This window comes from Candidatus Sororendozoicomonas aggregata (genome assembly GCF_031528575.1).
Taxonomy (GTDB): domain Bacteria; phylum Pseudomonadota; class Gammaproteobacteria; order Pseudomonadales; family Endozoicomonadaceae; genus Endonucleibacter; species Endonucleibacter aggregata.
This window is the reverse complement of the sequence record NZ_JAVLSP010000087.1, coordinates 1-16,650: the sequence shown is the minus strand read 5'-3', so window position 1 is coordinate 16,650 and position 16,650 is coordinate 1. Positions and strand designations below refer to the sequence as shown.

At 48.0% G+C, this 16,650-nt stretch carries 14 protein-coding genes; 6 read left to right on the top strand and 8 right to left on the bottom strand.

What is annotated here, in order from left to right; translation table 11 throughout:
• The first annotated feature begins 232 nt into the window (after nt 1-232).
• Entirely contained in the window at nt 233-811 is a 579-nt protein-coding gene (locus tag V4C51_RS14280; RefSeq protein ID WP_330926857.1) for a flavin prenyltransferase UbiX, read from the top strand.
• Nucleotides 812-829: 18 nt separating this feature from the next.
• Here the strand turns inward: V4C51_RS14280 and V4C51_RS14275 are convergent, their stop codons facing one another.
• The 4 genes from V4C51_RS14275 to V4C51_RS14260 all read right to left on the bottom strand — a co-directional run bounded on the left by V4C51_RS14275 (nt 830) and on the right by V4C51_RS14260 (nt 4,024).
• Complete coding sequence (locus V4C51_RS14275) at nt 830-1,153, bottom strand: c-type cytochrome (RefSeq protein WP_330926856.1); 324 nt, start codon at nt 1,151-1,153, stop codon at nt 830-832.
• 57 nt (nt 1,154-1,210) lie between these two features.
• Nucleotides 1,211-2,287: a polysaccharide deacetylase family protein gene (locus V4C51_RS14270; RefSeq protein ID WP_330926855.1), complete on the bottom strand. Its 1,077-nt coding sequence runs from the start codon at nt 2,285-2,287 to the stop codon at nt 1,211-1,213.
• 232 nt (nt 2,288-2,519) lie between these two features.
• A complete protein-coding gene (gene tesB, locus V4C51_RS14265) occupies nt 2,520-3,380 on the bottom strand; it encodes an acyl-CoA thioesterase II (RefSeq protein ID WP_330926854.1) in 861 nt (286 codons plus the stop codon).
• A gap of 107 nt (nt 3,381-3,487) precedes the next feature.
• On the bottom strand, nt 3,488-4,024 hold the full coding sequence (locus tag V4C51_RS14260; protein WP_330926853.1) for an RNA methyltransferase: 537 nt from the start codon (nt 4,022-4,024) through the stop codon (nt 3,488-3,490).
• An 86-nt stretch (nt 4,025-4,110) separates the two neighbouring features.
• Between V4C51_RS14260 and V4C51_RS14255 the strand changes: the two genes are divergently transcribed.
• Nucleotides 4,111-5,325 (top strand): bifunctional DedA family/phosphatase PAP2 family protein, encoded by a 1,215-nt coding sequence (locus tag V4C51_RS14255; protein WP_330926852.1) that lies wholly within the window; start codon nt 4,111-4,113, stop codon nt 5,323-5,325.
• 361 nt (nt 5,326-5,686) lie between these two features.
• The gene (locus tag V4C51_RS14250) at nt 5,687-6,460 is read left to right on the top strand and encodes a hypothetical protein (protein ID WP_330926851.1); all 774 of its coding nucleotides are present in this window, start codon (nt 5,687-5,689) and stop codon (nt 6,458-6,460) included.
• A gap of 20 nt (nt 6,461-6,480) precedes the next feature.
• Here the strand turns inward: V4C51_RS14250 and V4C51_RS14245 are convergent, their stop codons facing one another.
• Both V4C51_RS14245 and V4C51_RS14240 read right to left on the bottom strand, forming a co-directional pair.
• Nucleotides 6,481-7,224, bottom strand: coding sequence for a ferredoxin--NADP reductase (locus tag V4C51_RS14245; protein ID WP_330926850.1), 744 nt, complete (start codon nt 7,222-7,224; stop codon nt 6,481-6,483).
• 143 nt (nt 7,225-7,367) lie between these two features.
• Nucleotides 7,368-8,540, bottom strand: coding sequence for an alpha/beta hydrolase (locus V4C51_RS14240; RefSeq protein ID WP_330926849.1), 1,173 nt, complete (start codon nt 8,538-8,540; stop codon nt 7,368-7,370).
• 334 nt (nt 8,541-8,874) lie between these two features.
• On the opposite strand from V4C51_RS14240, the gene V4C51_RS14235 reads away from it, so the two are divergent.
• On the top strand, nt 8,875-9,300 hold the full coding sequence (locus V4C51_RS14235; RefSeq protein ID WP_330926848.1) for a PACE efflux transporter: 426 nt from the start codon (nt 8,875-8,877) through the stop codon (nt 9,298-9,300).
• A 206-nt stretch (nt 9,301-9,506) separates the two neighbouring features.
• Here V4C51_RS14235 and V4C51_RS14230 read toward each other — a convergent pair whose 3' ends face one another.
• Nucleotides 9,507-10,388 carry an SDR family oxidoreductase gene (locus V4C51_RS14230; RefSeq protein WP_330926847.1) on the bottom strand — a complete coding sequence of 294 codons (882 nt, stop codon included), beginning with the start codon at nt 10,386-10,388 and terminating at the stop codon, nt 9,507-9,509.
• 143 nt (nt 10,389-10,531) lie between these two features.
• Between V4C51_RS14230 and V4C51_RS14225 the strand changes: the two genes are divergently transcribed.
• Nucleotides 10,532-12,094, top strand: coding sequence for an ATP-binding response regulator (locus V4C51_RS14225; protein WP_330926846.1), 1,563 nt, complete (start codon nt 10,532-10,534; stop codon nt 12,092-12,094).
• 94 nt (nt 12,095-12,188) lie between these two features.
• Nucleotides 12,189-13,466 carry a glutamate-5-semialdehyde dehydrogenase gene (locus V4C51_RS14220; RefSeq protein ID WP_330926845.1) on the top strand — a complete coding sequence of 426 codons (1,278 nt, stop codon included), beginning with the start codon at nt 12,189-12,191 and terminating at the stop codon, nt 13,464-13,466.
• Nucleotides 13,467-14,024: 558 nt separating this feature from the next.
• On the opposite strand, the gene V4C51_RS14215 is transcribed toward V4C51_RS14220, so the two are convergent.
• Nucleotides 14,025-15,938: a hypothetical protein gene (locus V4C51_RS14215; protein WP_330926844.1), complete on the bottom strand. Its 1,914-nt coding sequence runs from the start codon at nt 15,936-15,938 to the stop codon at nt 14,025-14,027.
• Nucleotides 15,939-16,650: the final 712 nt, after the last annotated feature.

Genomic DNA, 16,650 nt, shown 5'->3' with positions numbered 1-16,650 from the left:
TCTATTTGCTAAAAATTTCCGACTTTTTAGACCAATTTGCTGCCACCGCAGTAGGGCAGTCTATTCTCGGACAGCCTCCTAGGAGCCTGTCGGGCTTATGCTTTCGAGCATGAAATGCTGGCCGCGCTTTCTGGATTTCAGGCCGAAATTGTCTTAAGTCCGACAGGCTCCTAGAATGCGGGTTTATTTTGTGGGTTTCGGAGTATTTGTGACTGATACAGTAACATTGGCCATGACCGGGGCTTCGGGTGCCCAGTATGGTATCCGGCTGTTAGAGTGCCTGGTGGCAGCGCAAAAGGCGGTGTTTTTTATGGTCTCTCAGGCAGCGCAGGTGGTGTTGGAAACTGAGACTAACATGCGCCTGATGGGCGACACCAAGGCCATCTTGAAAACACTGGAGCAGCACGCCGGCGCCAGCGAAGGGCAGATACGGGTCTTTGGTGAAAAAGACTGGATGTCTCCGGTGGCCTCTGGCAGTGGGGTGTCCAGTCAAATGGTGATCTGTCCATGCAGTGCGGGTACGTTATCTGCCATCGCTTATGGTGCCAGTAATAACCTGATTGAACGTGCTGCCGATGTTGCCCTGAAAGAACGCCGCAAGCTGATGGTGGTCACGCGGGAGACACCACTGTCTGAAATTCATCTGGAAAACATGCTGAAACTCACCCGAATGGGCGCTGTGGTTCTGCCAGCTTCACCGGGCTTTTACAATAAGCCAGCGTCCGTCAGTGACCTTGTGGATTTTGTGGTAGCGCGTATTTTGAGCCAGTTGGGTATTGAGCAGACACTGATGCCTCCCTGGGGCGAGTGAAGCATTAATAGCATTCACCTATTGTCGCGAATACCACTCACTGATCAGGGAAATCTCTTGTTCTGAAATCAGCCGCGAAATGTAGGTCATGGAGGGCGAGTTAGCCCGCTTGCCAGTGCGAAAATCCATTAACTGCTTCACTAAGTAGGCTTTTTTCTGCCCGGCAAGGTTGGGGTTGTCAGGGGATGGACTGATGCCGCCAGGACCGTGACAGCCAGCGCAAAGGGTGAGTGCTTTGGTGCTGGCCCCAATCATTGCTTCAGAAGGCTTTTTCTTTGGTGCTGGCTGCTCGAAACAGCCAATCAGTAAGAAGCTGATGACCAGTAGTATTGTTGGCTGCATGGTGTTCTCCTGAGAGCCTGTCGGACTTATGCTTTCGAGCATAAGTCCGACAGGCTCCTAATCCAGCGCCCTCCCGTCTTCTGTCAGCCGGAGCCAGGGGTGTGAGTACCAGAAGTACTGTCGACCACTTATTGAGGGTGCTGTGCAGTTATAGCGGCTTCGGCCCACGGGCAGGGGGTGCTTGGCTTGAACCGTAAATTGTGTTCTTTCATTATTTAGCCACTGTACCGGAATCTCCCCCTGTCCTGGAGCATAACAGCGTAACTGTGCTTTTTGATAGTGGCCATCATTCAGGTGGAGGGTAAGGGCTGGTCTGAGGTTATCAGGGCTGATCAGGCTGCTGACGGGTGCTTTTTGCCACACTGGCAGTGGCAGGCTGTTCACCTTGAGGCGGAAGTTATCCATACTGGCATGGGAGGCTGCCATGGGAAAACGGGGCAAGTCTGAGAAGTCTGATAGCGAGCATGCCGCCCCGGAATGCTGACCAAGCCCGATAAAGCCAAGTTGTGCAATCAAGGCCTTTAGCTCTGGGACTGTTTCACCAAAGGGCCAGGCAAAATGCCGAACAGCCTGTCCTGTCTTCTCCTTGATACGCGCCTCTGTGGCGAGTATATCCATCTCTACTCGCCTGAGCCATTGCTCCTTGCTTTCGTTTGCTTTTTTTTCCACGAGGTGATCGTGGTTCAGGGTGTGATTAGCAATGGTGGCTTTGTGCCTGACCATTGTCTCAATTTGTTCCCAGGTGAGAAAATTGCCATACCTTTTATCCACAGGCGCGGTGCTGACAAACAGGGTGAAGGGCCAGCCTTTTTTCCTGAGTAAGGGGAAGGCCTCTGTGTAGATATCCTTGTAAGCATCGTCAAAAGTAATAACGACGGTTTTTTCAGGCAAAGGGCGGTTGTTGCGCAGTGCATCCGTGACCTCGGTAAGGGCAATGACATGACATTTATTTTGTTCGAGATAATCAAGGTGCTGTGAAAACAACGCTGGCTCAACACTGGTAATGGTCGGGCTGGTATTACTGACATGGTGATACTGGAGAATGACAGCATAAGAGCCAGAAGCCGCCGATAGCGACAGAGGCAGGAGCGTTGCCACCATTATCAGCATCTGGCCTATCATTCGTGTAAGCATTGGTAAACTCTTGGTAAGGATAAAGTAATGATCACTATAGCCTGTGCTAAGGAGCCTGTCGGACTTAAGACAATTTCGGCCTGAAATCCAGAAAGCGCGAGAAAGCGCGAGAAAGCGCGGCCAGAGTTTCCGATCAATTTGCTTAAACAGGTCAACTATTCGCGCAAATTGATCGAAAATTCTGACTCGCTCTACAGAATTTTATGCTCGAAAGCATAAGTCCGACAGGCTCCTAAGAACGTTTCCTGATTAATCCTTCCTGAACCGTTGAGGCCACCAGATAACCCTCCTGGTTAAAGATCTGCCCACGGGCTAACCCACATGCATGACTGGCTGAAGGGCTATCCATGGTATAGAGTAACCACTGATCAGCCCGAAAGGGTCGATGAAACCACATGGCATGGTCAATACTGGCAATCTGTACGTCAGGCTGGAAGAACACCACACCATGGGGAAACAGTGTTGTGGGCAGTAGTTGAAAGTCTGAGGCGTAGGCCAGCAGGTACTTATGAATAGCAGGGTCATCGGGGAGTTTGTCGATGGTTTTAAACCAGAATTGCTGAATGGGTTCTCGCGCTGAAGGGAGATACGGGTTTTTTGGCAAGACGGGGCGAATCTCAACAGGCGAGCGGAACAGAAGTTTTTTCCGCAGGTGCTCAGGCACGGAATTTTTGAAGGCGAGCCTTAGTTGGTATTCGTCTTTTAATGAGTCAGGGGGATCAACGTCTGGCATAGTGTCCTGGTGATCAAAGCCAGCCTCCTCAATATGAAAGGAAGCGGTGAGGGTAAAGATCGGACGCCCCTTCTGGATGGCTGTGACGTGGCGGGTGTCAAAGCTTTTGCCGTCACGGGTATTTTCAACATTGTAGATAATGGGCTGACGGGTATCACCTTCGCGGAGAAAATAGCCATGACAAGAATGGACCTGCCGGTCTTTCTGAACCGTTTGTTGCCCGGCCGCCAGGGCTTGGCCGAGGACCTGACCGCCATAAATACGGTTATAACCCAGATCCTGACTTTGCCCACGAAAAATATTGTTCTCCAAAGGCTCCAGCGACAACAATGTTACCAATTCCTGTAGCAGGTTTTTCATGATTCACTCCTTGGTTTTTAGGGGCTTGGGTTCTGCCTGTATGGGCAACCCTGGCAGAGGGTTAATCCGTTGGCCTTCATCCTTCAGAAGGGAAATCCAATGAACGTTTATGACAATACCCCCCATTCAGGGTATCTCCACTGAACAGTGCGCGACTGAATTCTCAGCAGATAAGCGGGGCTGGTTATCAAGGTTCTTCTTCTATTGGCTCTCTTATTGGCCCTCTGGCTGAACCTCTGCCCTTGGTCAGCCGTTTCACTGACGCCGTTCTTCCTGGCACCGGAAATAAGGGCACGGAAGCAGGTAAAGTTGATACAGTCGCAGGGTATTGATTTATCAGAAAAGTGGATTGCGTGTAGCAGAAAACCGCACTGATTCAGAATTTCTGCGCTATCTTTAACCCGTTCGTGATAACGAACAGTAACCCATTGGTAGCTGCCCCTGGAGCGTCGGTAAAATTGGCGATGTCTCCTGTGAACCCACGTCCAGTAGATATTCGTTATACCCACAGTATCACAGTTGCGGATGTTGAGGATAATGGTGCCGATAGGATGGGCTTTATGCGCCTGATCAATGATGACAGTCAGGTCAGACTGGCGGCGTTCAAGAGCAGCTTCGACTTTTTTATAATGCTCCAGTGTCATAAGTTGCTTATTTCTGGCAGTAAGCTTGGAACTAGTGTAACGATGGCCTGAAATAAAAACCACTGTGAAGGAACTTTTACCTGACCATGTTTTTGCCCAGTTTTGAAACCGTACATGCCTGGCTTCAGCTTAACAACGAATGGCTGGGGCCTACTATCGCGTTTATGGCGCTGATCGAGTCACTGGTAGTTGTTGGGCTGTTAGTGCCGGGTGTGCCGATTATGTTTGCTTTGGGCGCCATGGCTGGCGCTGGTGCCATTGACCCGGTCAGTATGCTGGTCTGGGGCATTATCGGGGCGGTCATTGGTGATGGTATCAGTTTTCAGCTGGGGTACCATTACCACCAGAAGGTAAGAAGCTGGTGGCCATTTTATAAACACCCACAGTGGCTGGCCAAAGGCGAAGATTTTTTCCACAACCACGGTGATCTGAGTATTGCCCTCGGGCGGTTTATTGGTCCTGTTCGCCCGGTTGTGCCGGTCGTGGCAGGCATGCTTGATATGTCACCTAAACGGTTTTATATCGTTAATATTCTTTCCGCCATTCCCTGGGCGCCCGTGTATTTGATGCCCGGGTTTCTTGCCGGTGCGGCTATTCAAACCCATGGTACAGTGCCTGTCGCTTTTTTTTCGCTAATCGTCGTTTTTTTGATTAAAGCTATTGTGATTCCTGCTTTGGCTATCTGGTTATCCTGGCGTTTTAAGATAAGTACACTGTTAAAAATGACCATAGGCATGTTGCTGGTTTTGCTGGGTATACTGACAGCGATGGAGTGCCTGGGCTACGTATCTTTCTGGAATCAAGAGGTTAACCAATGGGTCACGCACTTGAAGATGCCGTATCTTGATAAAATGATGACCTGGGCAACCTGGTTGGGTTCTCTTTCTGTCTTGTTGATTCCCGGTGGGCTTTGGGTAATTGGGGGGCTTCACAAAAATTGTATTCATAAAGTGGTAACGTTCCTTGTTTCTTTTATCGGGCTTGAGGTTAGCCTGTGGAGTATGAAGTGGCTGATTGACAGCCCCAGACCCTCCGTTTCACTTTATGGAGACCCTTTTTCTTTCCCCTCAGGTCATACTGCTCAGGCAACTTTTTTCCTGTTATGGTTTGGTATCGCCAGCAGTAAAAAACTGGCTTATGTACCGCGGGTACTGCTGTTATCAACCAGCCTGATGATGATCTTTCTTGTTGCCTTTTCACGGCTGGTGCTTCAGGCACATTGGATGAGTGATGTGATTGCTGGTTTTCTGCTCGGGGCGTTATGGCTATGCATGGCATTATTTTATAGCTATAAAAAATAAAGCCTGTCGTTTTATCGTTTCGTAGAAGCTCTCCATGAGCTATTGTAGAAAGTGAGACAAATCAAAAGCTGCCTGTTTTTTGATGTTCACAGTGCTTAAGTGGTACTTTTTTACAACAATACTGCGGACAGTTTTAGACAGTCTGGTGTCTGATGCTACAAGGCCTACAGCTCAAGGGGGCGATTTTATGGTAACTCAACGGTAGGCGTGAGTTGCCATAAAATAACGATACACCTTCAAACCTTTGGCAGCCATGGGCTTTAAGCATCAAAAACTGTCCGCAGTATTGGTTCAAAACAAGCGTTTGAACCGCTTTTTTTATACCTTTTTTTATACCGTTTTTTTAACTTAAGGGGAGAGAATGCTGCTTGATGATTATGTTACATCTTGTATTGAAACGAGTGATCTAAAAACAGAAAGATCCCTGTCTTTATCCACAGATCTAAAGTCGGCAATTCTGGGGGCAATAAAATGCACTATTGATACCCGGCGAGAGCATGGCTTTAGCATTAACAGGAAGCATAACAAAAAAAGCTGTTTGGAAGCTGGTGAACTTTGCTCTGGCACTGAGAATAGTCTTAGGGTTGTTTCTGATTATGCAGTTGGAATTGATTCTCCTATCTTTAGCGAACCAAAACATATTGGTCAATTCCATACGCACCCCGTAGTCTCCCGTGGATACGGCCCTTTTAGTCCCAGTGATAACGAAACCCTGTGGTCCCGCGACAAGAAAAACTTACTTACCGATCACCCTTTATATATTGATATGGTGTGGAGTCAGAGGGAACTCATACTTTATCTTATTATTCTCAGGGGTAAAGCAAAATACCAAACCCTCTCTCCTTCGAGCTATCTTCGTCTCATCGATAAAGAAGCTAATGAATCAGGGGATGTTGTATCGCCTTATTACAGGTATAGTTTTCTTCCTAATAATGTCTATATGATACACAAAATGACTGCTTCAGCATCATTCTTCGCCTCAACGCACAGGGGTGCTTATTTCAGAGCGTATAAACAGCATGTTATCAGCTCTAACTATGACTTTTATATGGCCTCGGTTGCGGGAAGCACAGATCCGGGCGTACACAACCGGTTTGATGAGTTTTTTTTAGTGGTTCCTCCTGCCTATGCATGAGTACTCGTTTTTTTACTTTTTCAATGCCCGGAATACACATATTTCTCGCGTTTTATTTTCTTATTAGCGAATGAAAGCCCTTGTAATGCCCTGGCGGCGTCATCAACCATGGCAGGATTTCCGCAGAGGTAAACGATATCATTGCCAGGTGCCAGATTAAGGTGGTTAAACAGGTGCTGTACATAGCCGGTGTGTTCCCTGGTTTTCAAGTTTTCAGATGACTCCCGGCTCAAGCAAATGCTGTAATCAACAACGGGATAGTCTTGGGCGAGATTCATGAAAGCGTCCCGGTAAATCAGCTCACGCCTGTAACGCCCACCCATCACAAGGGTAATGGGGGTGCCTTTATCAGCCAGCCGCTCCAGTTGAGGGATCATTGAGTGGTAAGGGGCTACGCCGGTTCCGGTTCCAACCAGAATTAACTGACCGGGTATCTCCTTTGCCAGGGTGAGCACACCAAATGGCCCTGTTACCTGAATGACGCTACCAATGGCAGCTGTCGCAAAGTAATCGGTTGCCATACCGCCAGCCACTGCGCTAATGGCTATCCGAAGCGCACGGGTTTGTGAGACTTCTTCTGGTGAGTTAGCAATACTATAACTGCGCTTATGGGTCTTGCCGTTATGCTCAAAGAGCAGTTGCACAAACTGCCCGGCTTCAAACAAGAACACCGTTTTCTGTTCAAAAGTCAATACCAGCTCTATGGTATTATCGCTCAATGCTGTTTTTTGGGTTAATACTGCCGTGTATTGGGGACGTGGCATGTTGACTGGCCTCTTATGGGTTGCGTTCACCCCAGTCACCCACCCTTTGGGGGCTCTTGGGGCTTCACTGACTTGCCGGGGCGTAGCGGCTTGAAATCCTTGGGGTACAGTGTAGCGTGTTGCTCTTATTCAGGTAGTTGCTCTTATTCAGGTAGAGAGTGTGATAGTACGCCGTCCATCAAGGTCATGGACGCGTTGAAATAAGGATTCCAGGTTAAACGCGCGTAAGCCTTGCCTGGTTCCCGGTAGCCCCAGGCTGAAAACCAGATGTCGCCACCGCTCTTACATCGTTGTGTTGCCCAGTCCTCCTGCCCATTGCCGCAAATGCGTTGGGTACCTGATGAACCGTAGAAGGTATTCTCAGGAGAAAAAAGCAATGCCATATGAGACGCATTGCTGATTTTATTCTCAGGTAGGTTCATGGTGTATTGAATAATGCGGGGGTCAGCAAATGAACCCTCGCCAAACCATAGCAGGCGGTTATTGGGATTGGTCATTTTGTGAATAAAGGTGTCGAGGACAAACTGGGTATCAATCACACTGTCAGCCTCGCTTACCATGATAAAGACAGGCTTATTGTATGAAGATAATTTTTGCAGTGTTCTGTCAACGGCTTGTGCTGTCTGGTAATACACGGCGGCACCGTTCATGGGCAATGAGTCGTAACGGGCAATATTGGTTTCCTCGTCTTTGTCTGCCCATTCAATAAAATAGTTGGCGATAGGTGCATATTTGACTTTATCGCTACCGGGTTGAAAAGCAGGGGAAAATAACAGTAAACCGGCAATGGATGAATGATTGAGCGCATAGTCTGTGACCAGGTTTGCGCCGGTGGAATAGCCTCCTAACCACACCGTTTTAACAGCTTTGCCCAGTAGTTTGGCATGATGAGCAACAATGGATTGCCAATCCTTGACGGTAGGCAGTTTCAGATCACCGGGTTTGGAGCCATGGCCTGGTAATAAAATGGTGCGCACCAGATAACCGCGACGCACCAGATGCTCGGCTATGTCCCGAAAGGAGTAAGGGCTGTCGCCCAGTCCTTGTACCAGTAGCGCTCCCTCGCCATTTGGGTGCTCAGGTTTCAGTTCAAACGGCATGTTAAAATATAATTCCCGGGCTTTGTCTCTCGTGTGAAACACCCGGTTTTCATATAACCATTGTCGTGTGTCTTTCAGGTAGTGTTCGAAGCTTTCCTGCCCAAAGCGCGGCAATTGCGATGAAGACTGATAAAAGGGGTTTTTATCGGTGTTACTACAGGCTGTCAGTAACAGTAATGTCGTTATCATTACAACGATGGTCAGGCTTTCTTTCATTGATACCTCTGAGCTCAGGTTGACATTCAGGTTAAATAGCGGGCTGTTCGCCCTCAACATCGACTTTTTATCTTCTGCTTCCCTTGATCCTCACCACGGTATGCCCGTCGTCTTTCAAGCTGCTACTTTGTTGGCAGCGTTCGTTCACCCCAGTCACCTACTATTTGTAGGCTCCTGGGGACTCACTCACTCGCTTGCCGCCGCGTAGCAGCTTGAAATCTTTTAGATATAGACTTTTAAGACTGCTTATATAAGACTGCTTATAACTTTATACGATGAGAATTTCTGATAATATAGCGTAATAAATTATTTTTCCTGGATAATTATGATGGGCATGGGTGTTAAGGAACGTATTTTTCATATGGTGCTGTTTGAGGCCATTGCATTATCAGTGATGGTGCCATTAGGCACTGTGATAACCGAGCATGGTACAGGTGCCATGACCGGTACCTTGGTTGTCCTGGCAGTGATAGCGATGGTCTGGAACTATATTTATAATCTGGGTTTTGACCACCTGTTTGGCCATAAAAGAATGAATCGCACCTGGAAAATGCGCGTGTTTCACACTCTGGCGTTTGAGGCTGGACTGATAGTGTTCACCCTGCCGTTAATCATGTGGTTGCTAAACATGGGTTTCTGGGAAGCGCTGGTGCTGGACCTTGGCGTTATCCTTTTCTTTCTTATTTATAGCTTTGTGTACAACTGGTGTTACGACCACGCCAGAGAGGTACTGTTTCGCCATAAAAATCTCGGTGTGTGAATGTGGGGGCGCTCTCACTCTTTTTGAATTGCGACCACCGATAAAAACTGTCTTTTTTCCGCTTATCCTGGGAGCCTGATCGAAAATTCTGACTCGCCCTACTGAATTTTATGCTCGAAAGCATAAGTCCGACAGGCTCCTGGCTACCAGCGCCACTGAGCTTTCAGACAATCGAAAAACAGACAAGTTTCCATCGGTTTAGTCTTTTACGGATTATTATCAAAATACGTCTTGATTATCCCCGATAATGCCGTTCTCCATGGTCGTCTGTGAATACCAAACGTGTTGCGTATTTTTGAGCAGTCAAGACTGGCATTGGCAGGAGGGCGCACACCTTCGCGGTTGATCATTTTGTCCATTTTTAAATCCCCCAACTCCAGGTGATGGTGTTGCGCGGCCTCTGATATAGCGGATTCGGCAAAACTATTCTCTGACACGGCTTCAGCGGCTGCGTAGTGGTAGGTGCCCCATACATTTGCACCACAGTCTAGTTGTTTTATGATGGCCAGAATCACGCGTGCCGCATCATCAGCGGGCGTTGGGCAGCCAAGTTGATCCGCTGTTACGGTAACCTCTTTGTGAGCGCTTAGCTGCTTGAACAGGCGAACTAAAAGATTGTTTCTGCGTGCACTGATAATCCATGACAATCGAAGTATTATGTGCTGCTGGCATCTTTCTCTCACCTGCTCTTCAGCTTGCCATCGACTAATGGCCTGAACCCCCGATGGGTTTGGTGAGTCCTGTTCATTGTAGGCATCAGCACTTTTACCATCAAACACGCGGTAAGTAGAAACCTGAATCAGGGGAATACCTTGCTCATGGCAGTAGTCAGCCAGTTTAGCAACGCCATCGCGGTTGATGGCGTAACACAGGGATGGAACATTTTCTGCCTCAGTGGGGTTGTTGTAAGATGCGGCATTGACAACAATAGTCGGTTGAAAGTCATTAATGACAGCTTTCATCTGTTCTGGTTCGGTCAGGTTGAGTTCACTGCGTTCTGTGCCCAGGCAGGTGATCTGCTGCTGACCAAGCAGTGAGCAAAGCGCGTGACCGACTTTGCCACTGCTACCTAAAACCAGTATTTTCATGTGAAACGTCCAAAAACTGAATGGCAATAAGCCCCTATTGAAGCATGAAATGATTGAAATGATAAAGATGATAAAGATGGGTAAGAGTTGCTTCGGATCGTCTTCTATAGTCTGGTTAGGTTCAATGAATAGGAATATATAGGATGTATGTTGCTGAAACAGTTCGTGAGCGTGCTAAAGAGTCAGATCCAATTCTGCTGGTGGATGATAATCCTACTAATTTGCAGATGTTGTTACAGACGCTCAGTGGGCGTGGATACAAGCTGCTCATTGCTAAAGATGGGGAAAGGGCGCTCCGTATTGCGGCAACAAGCAAGCCGGCACTGGTTTTGCTGGATATTATAATGCCGGGTATGAATGGCTATGAGGTATGCCAGAAACTCAAGGAAAACCCTGACACAAGCAGTATTGCCATTATCTTTTTATCGGCACTGGATGATACCAAGGACAAGGTGAGAGGGTTTGAAAGTGGTGCTGTGGATTATATCTCTAAACCTTTTCAGGCTGAGGAAGTCATAGCCCGTGTGGAAACCCAGCTGAAAATTCACCGCCTGGAGCAAGCGCTGTCGGCGCGTAACCGTCAGCTGGAACAAGATAAAGCCCGTATTCTTGAGAGCATGAATGAGGGTATTTTCGGGTTGGATAATGAAGGCAATATCACATTTGTTAATCAGGCTGCCGCAGAGATGACAGGCTGGGAAATTGACCAGCTTCAAGGCGTCAACCTGATGGCTGTGATGCTTAATTCCAATAAAAGTAATACGGAGACTCACTCGTTGGCACTCATTCAGGAGGCTATCAACACGGGGAAGCCCTCCGTTGTGGAGGACGGCGTTTTCTGGCGGCGACACGGTGACTCTTTTCCTGTGACCTATTCGTGTACACCTATTTTTGATGAGGGTGATATTAATGGCGTCGTAGTGGTGTTTAAAGATATTGCCGAGCGCAAGCGTCAAGAGGCAGCATTGCAGCGGGCACTGGATGAGCTGGATGAGCAGAAAAATAAACTGACGCATGTGTCACGTTTGAGTATTATGGGTGAAATGGCTGCGGGCTTTGCCCATGAGGTGAATCAGCCGTTAACCGCTATCTCTAACTACGCCCAGGTCGTGAAGCGGATGATGGATCGGCTCAATATTGAGAATGACGCCCTGGTTGATGCCATGACGAAAATTAATAACCAGGCTCGCCGGGCGGGTGATATTATTTCCCGTATTCGTACCTTTGTGAAGAAGCCAGACCATATTATTTGTACGGTAGATCCAAATAAAATGATTCAGGATACCTTCAAACTGGCCGAGGTGGACGCGCGTAACAATAATATAGAAATTCATGTGGTCATGGGTGAAAATTTGCCGAAAGTGAAGGTTGACCCGGTGCAGATTCAGCAAGTGGCCCTTAACCTGATTCGTAACGCCATGGAGGCAATGCGTGATTTGCCTACCCGTGATATTGGGGTGCACGTTACTACTAGCAGGGAGGGGGAAAACTTTGTAAAGGTCTCGGTAGTTGACCGTGGTTATGGTTTGGCAGACGGAGCAGAAGAAAAACTATTCACCCCTTTTTATACGACCAAACCTGATGGGATGGGGATTGGCTTATCGGTCTGCCATTCCATTATACAGTCCCACGGCGGTAAGCTATATTTTCAGCGCCACCCCGATGGCGGCACTATCTTTGAATTTACCATGCCGGTAGCGGATTAATACAAGGAGCAAGCAAGGCTAGGAGCATGTTTATGAAATATCCGGGTTAAGCCCGACAGGCTCCAAGACAATTCAGGTCACTACCGGCCATTGTGTGGGAAGGGTATACATGTTTGAAACAGTTTCTGGCTCAATGAAAAAAATGGGAGAAAAGGCGCGTCGGGCATCTGTTGCTATTGCCCGGGCTGATACGGGTGTTAAGAATCAGACACTGTATTTCATTGCAAACGCTGTGGAAGCGGCTCGAGAGCGTATTAAAGCGGCTAACGGAAAAGATCTTGATGTTGGTCGTGAGAAAGGGCTGAATGAGGCAATGCTCGATCGGCTGGCGTTAACGGATGAGCGCATTGAGGGGATGATAGAGGGACTAAGGCAGGTAGCTGCATTACCTGACCCTGTTGGTACTATTGATAATTTGAGCTATCGCCCCAGTGGTATTCAGGTGGGGCATATGCGCGTGCCATTAGGCGTGATTGGGATTATCTACGAATCCCGCCCGAATGTAACAGCCGAAGCGGCAGGTTTGTGCCTGAAATCGGGTAATGCCGCGATATTACGGGGTGGGGCTGAAGCCATTCATTCAAACAGGGCAATTGCGAGTTGTCTGCAACAGGGGCTGAGCCGGGCAGGGTTGCCTGAGGATGTTGTTCAGGTAGTAGCAACCACAGACAGGGCCGCTGTCGGGCAATTGATTACCATGGAGGAGTCCGTGGATGTCATTATCCCCCGGGGTGGTAAAGGTCTGATTGAGCGGATCACCCGTGAAGCCCGAGTGCCTGTTATCAAGCACCTTGATGGTATTTGCCATGTGTATATCGATGACCGGGCCGATACGCAAAAAGCCATTAATGTTGCCTTTAATGCCAAGACGCACCGTTATGGTGTGTGTAATGCCATGGAAACCCTGTTGGTGCATGAAGCCGTGGCGGCAGAGGTGTTACCTGATCTGGCAGATCGCTATGGGCAAAAAGGCGTTGAGTTACGAGGGTGTGAAACCACTTGCGCTATTTTATCACAGGCCCATGCAGCGACAGACGAGGACTGGTCAACAGAATACCTTGGACCCATTCTTGCCATTAAAATCGTGGGGAGCCTGGATGAGGCCATCAAACATATTAACGGGTTTGGCTCCCACCATACAGATGCTATCATAACGGAGGATTTTAACCGTGGACGGCGTTTTTTGCGCGAGGTGGATTCAGGCTCGGTGATGATTAACAGCTCAACCCGGTTTGCTGACGGGTTTGAATATGGCCTTGGCGCGGAGATTGGCATTTCAACAGATAAACTGCATGTCAGGGGGCCGGTCGGTCTCAACGGGCTAACGACGCAAAAGTATGTGGTTTTAGGCGACGGGCACGTTCGCGCTTAGGAGCCTGTCGAACTTATGCTTTCGAGCATAAAATTCAGTAGGGCGAATCAGAATTTTCGATCAACTTGTGCGAATAGTTGACCTGTTTAAGCAAATTGATCGGAAATTCTGGCCGGACTTTCTCGCGCTTTCTGGATTTCAGGCCGAAATTGTCTTAAATCCGGCAGGCTCCTAGGTGCTGTTGACTTCTCAGTCCGGGCAATCCCAGCTACGGATATTCAACCACATTGTATCCACTTTATGACCACAGCATGAGCAGGTTAATGCTTTGTGGGCAAGAAGCTACTTCGCTGGTAGTTGCAGATGAGCCAGTATCTCAGTTTTGAAAACTGACGTTGAGAATCAGGCAAGGCCAGATCAGAAGTCCTGACGGACTCCCGCCTTGTATCCCCTGCCTAAGAAGCAGTCTTAAAAGTCATGCTCCCACTGCGGCTATGATAAATGGGTCTAAAAAGTCGCTTTTGTTCGTCAAATAGTCCCGCTATTCTCCTCACAAAAGCGCCTTTTTATCCTCCATTTCTCGCGGTCCTCGCTACGGGCAGACTTTTAAGACTGCTTCTAAGTTTTTCTCAGTAAAAGCTGTTTTAGGGTTTCCCGTTGCTGAAGTAGCTGACCATCATCAGCCCTGGCAGAGTTAAGCGCCTCCAAAGCGGATATCTGGAACTTTTTCTCTTCACGCTTTGCAACAGCGTAACAGGTGCACAAACTGACTCCTGCCCCTAACAGTAAAAAGGGAATGGCAGGTGCCAGTACGCCAAAAAAAAGACACGTTACGGTGGCCGGTATTGTTAGATTCATTGTCCCACGAACGCCTGCATGACGGGTATCGTTAAATGCGGCCCCCCCAATTTTTTCAGCTAAAAAATGATTAAATTCTTTACCATAACGTAACTCAAACGCGGTATCAGAGCATGCGAGCAAGCGCTCGTGAGAGGTTGCGCAAAAAATCGAGAACTCTTTAAGCAACACCCGTCGTTTACACTGCCATTGTACGCTTTCTGCCAGCGTCCTCCAGCGAGGGGATGCCAGCTGCTCAATGATTACCTTAGGGGGCGAACCTGCCTCCATCCCCATAGCTAAAGCTATCTGTTTAGCGTTTGACTGTACATATAATTCATAGGGTGACTTTTTAGCGAAAGGGAGACGACTCTGAATAAAGCATGGAACGATATCACCCAGAGGAAAGAAAAGCCGCCTTTGCATAAAATCCGGGACTATCGATTGGTCTAACATACTACCAAGGGTTTTTAGCTTTTTTTGCCGGGTGACGTAATTCATTGTTGCCATAAATGCTGTTGACACTGCTGCAAAAGCAATATCAAAGCCAACCGCAACGGTTTTCAGCACGGGCGCAAGCACACTGAAGCGCCAAAAGGCGGTGGATAAAACGCCAATACCAGAAAAAGCATTATCCACCTTTTCAAAGGCTTTTCTCTCTTTTATAGACGTCACTGCATTTCTTTCTCTGAGGTGCCCCATTTGCTGATCCAGCATGGCGACTTTTTTCTGCAACACCTCACGTATTTGTGCTGTCTGCGGGTCTGTGGATGCTGAGATAATTGACAAGGTTCGATGCGCCCTTGTTTTAATGCGGTAATATTTTATGAGGCAGGCAATACCTGTTGCCATAAAGCCTACACTCGTTCCCACCAGGGCAACGCCCCATAGAGGTGGGAAGAAGGTCGATAAAAAACCAACGGCAGCACCGCAAAGTGATGACCCCTTAGCACCTCGCTTAAAGGTAGTCATCGCTGTATTTCTGGCGAGTTTCCTTGCAGTAAGACGTTCAATTTCCTTTGTCGATACAGATGATAAATCATTGTCTTTCTGCCTCATCTCCAGAAGATCATTAACGGTGATGGACTCGAACAGCGCCACAACAGCGGCATCTGATTTTTTCAGACCAGGACAGGAGAGTGCTTGTTTTTTTGGTGTAGCCTTCTGGTTGCGCCTGGTATATTGATGTTGCTGTTTTGCTGCCGCAACGCTGGTGTGATTCACCTTTGGCGAGTGCAATAAAGAAGCAGGTTTTTCTTCTGTATTCTCAAAGCTGGCTTCTTGAGCGCAATATTCACCAGAGTTTTCTACAGGGGCAGTCTTTGTCGTGACAGGCTTTGCATCACTTTTATCTGATAGGTTCCGGGCATTAATTTGTAGATGCAACGCCTTTGCCGGGCCTGTGTTCTTGCCACCAGGCAGTACCAGTGGCGTCATAAATTGGGCTTTTGGATACTCTGGTTCCTCATCTTGAGCTTCTGGTGATAATCTGGCGCTACCGCGTGCTATTTTTTTTCGCCTGAAAGAGAGCTTGGCCTTGAGCTGCGAGAGCTTTCTTGGCATTCGGAGGGAAATCTTCTTGAGTAATGAAACGGCAAACCCCAGTGCCTTCGACTTTTTAGTGGGTTGCGCAGGCGCGTCAGCTTCATAACTGCTACGGACTGAAGAGGCCTTCGGGGGGGAAATTCTATTCATTACATCCTTGTAACAGGAGTGGTTTGCCTGATGTTAAGTGTAATCCCTGAAACTACAGGCTTCCAATAAACCTGTCACGCTGTTGAGGGAAAACTGTATTGAAAATAGCCTGTTAAACTCGACCATTATGTCCAGGGTATGGGATTCAAGGTAAAGCATGACAAAATATGTCAAAAAACAATAAGAACGTGCATTTTTTTGACGAAATAAAGCCCATGGGTCCGGGGCTGGTCCGTTCAAGCGCTTACACCACTGCCTGATTTTCAGGGCCATTTCAACCACCGATTGAAAACAGTATCTATTCATCAGGATTAGCGCTAAAATACCCCGCCTTTATTCTCAGAGAGAAGTCCTGGCACTTCGTTTATGCATTTTCTGGTGAGGCCGATACTGGTAAAACCCCTGGGAGGCTGACCGAAAATAGCGCCCGTAGCGAGGATTGCGAGAAATTGAGGATGAAATTTCTGTTTCTGAGGAGAATAGCGGGGCTATTTGATGAAGAAACAGGAATTTTTAGACCAATTTATCGCAACCGTAGTAGCGCAGTCTATTCTCGGACAGGCTCCTGGGGTTCAGTGAATATCGGCAGATTCAAGTCAGCTTTCTGCCTGACTTAGAAGCAGTCTTAAAAGTCTGCCCGTAGCGAGGACTGCGAGAAATGGCGGATAAAAAGTCGCTTTTGTGAGGAGAATAGCGGGACTATTTGACGAAC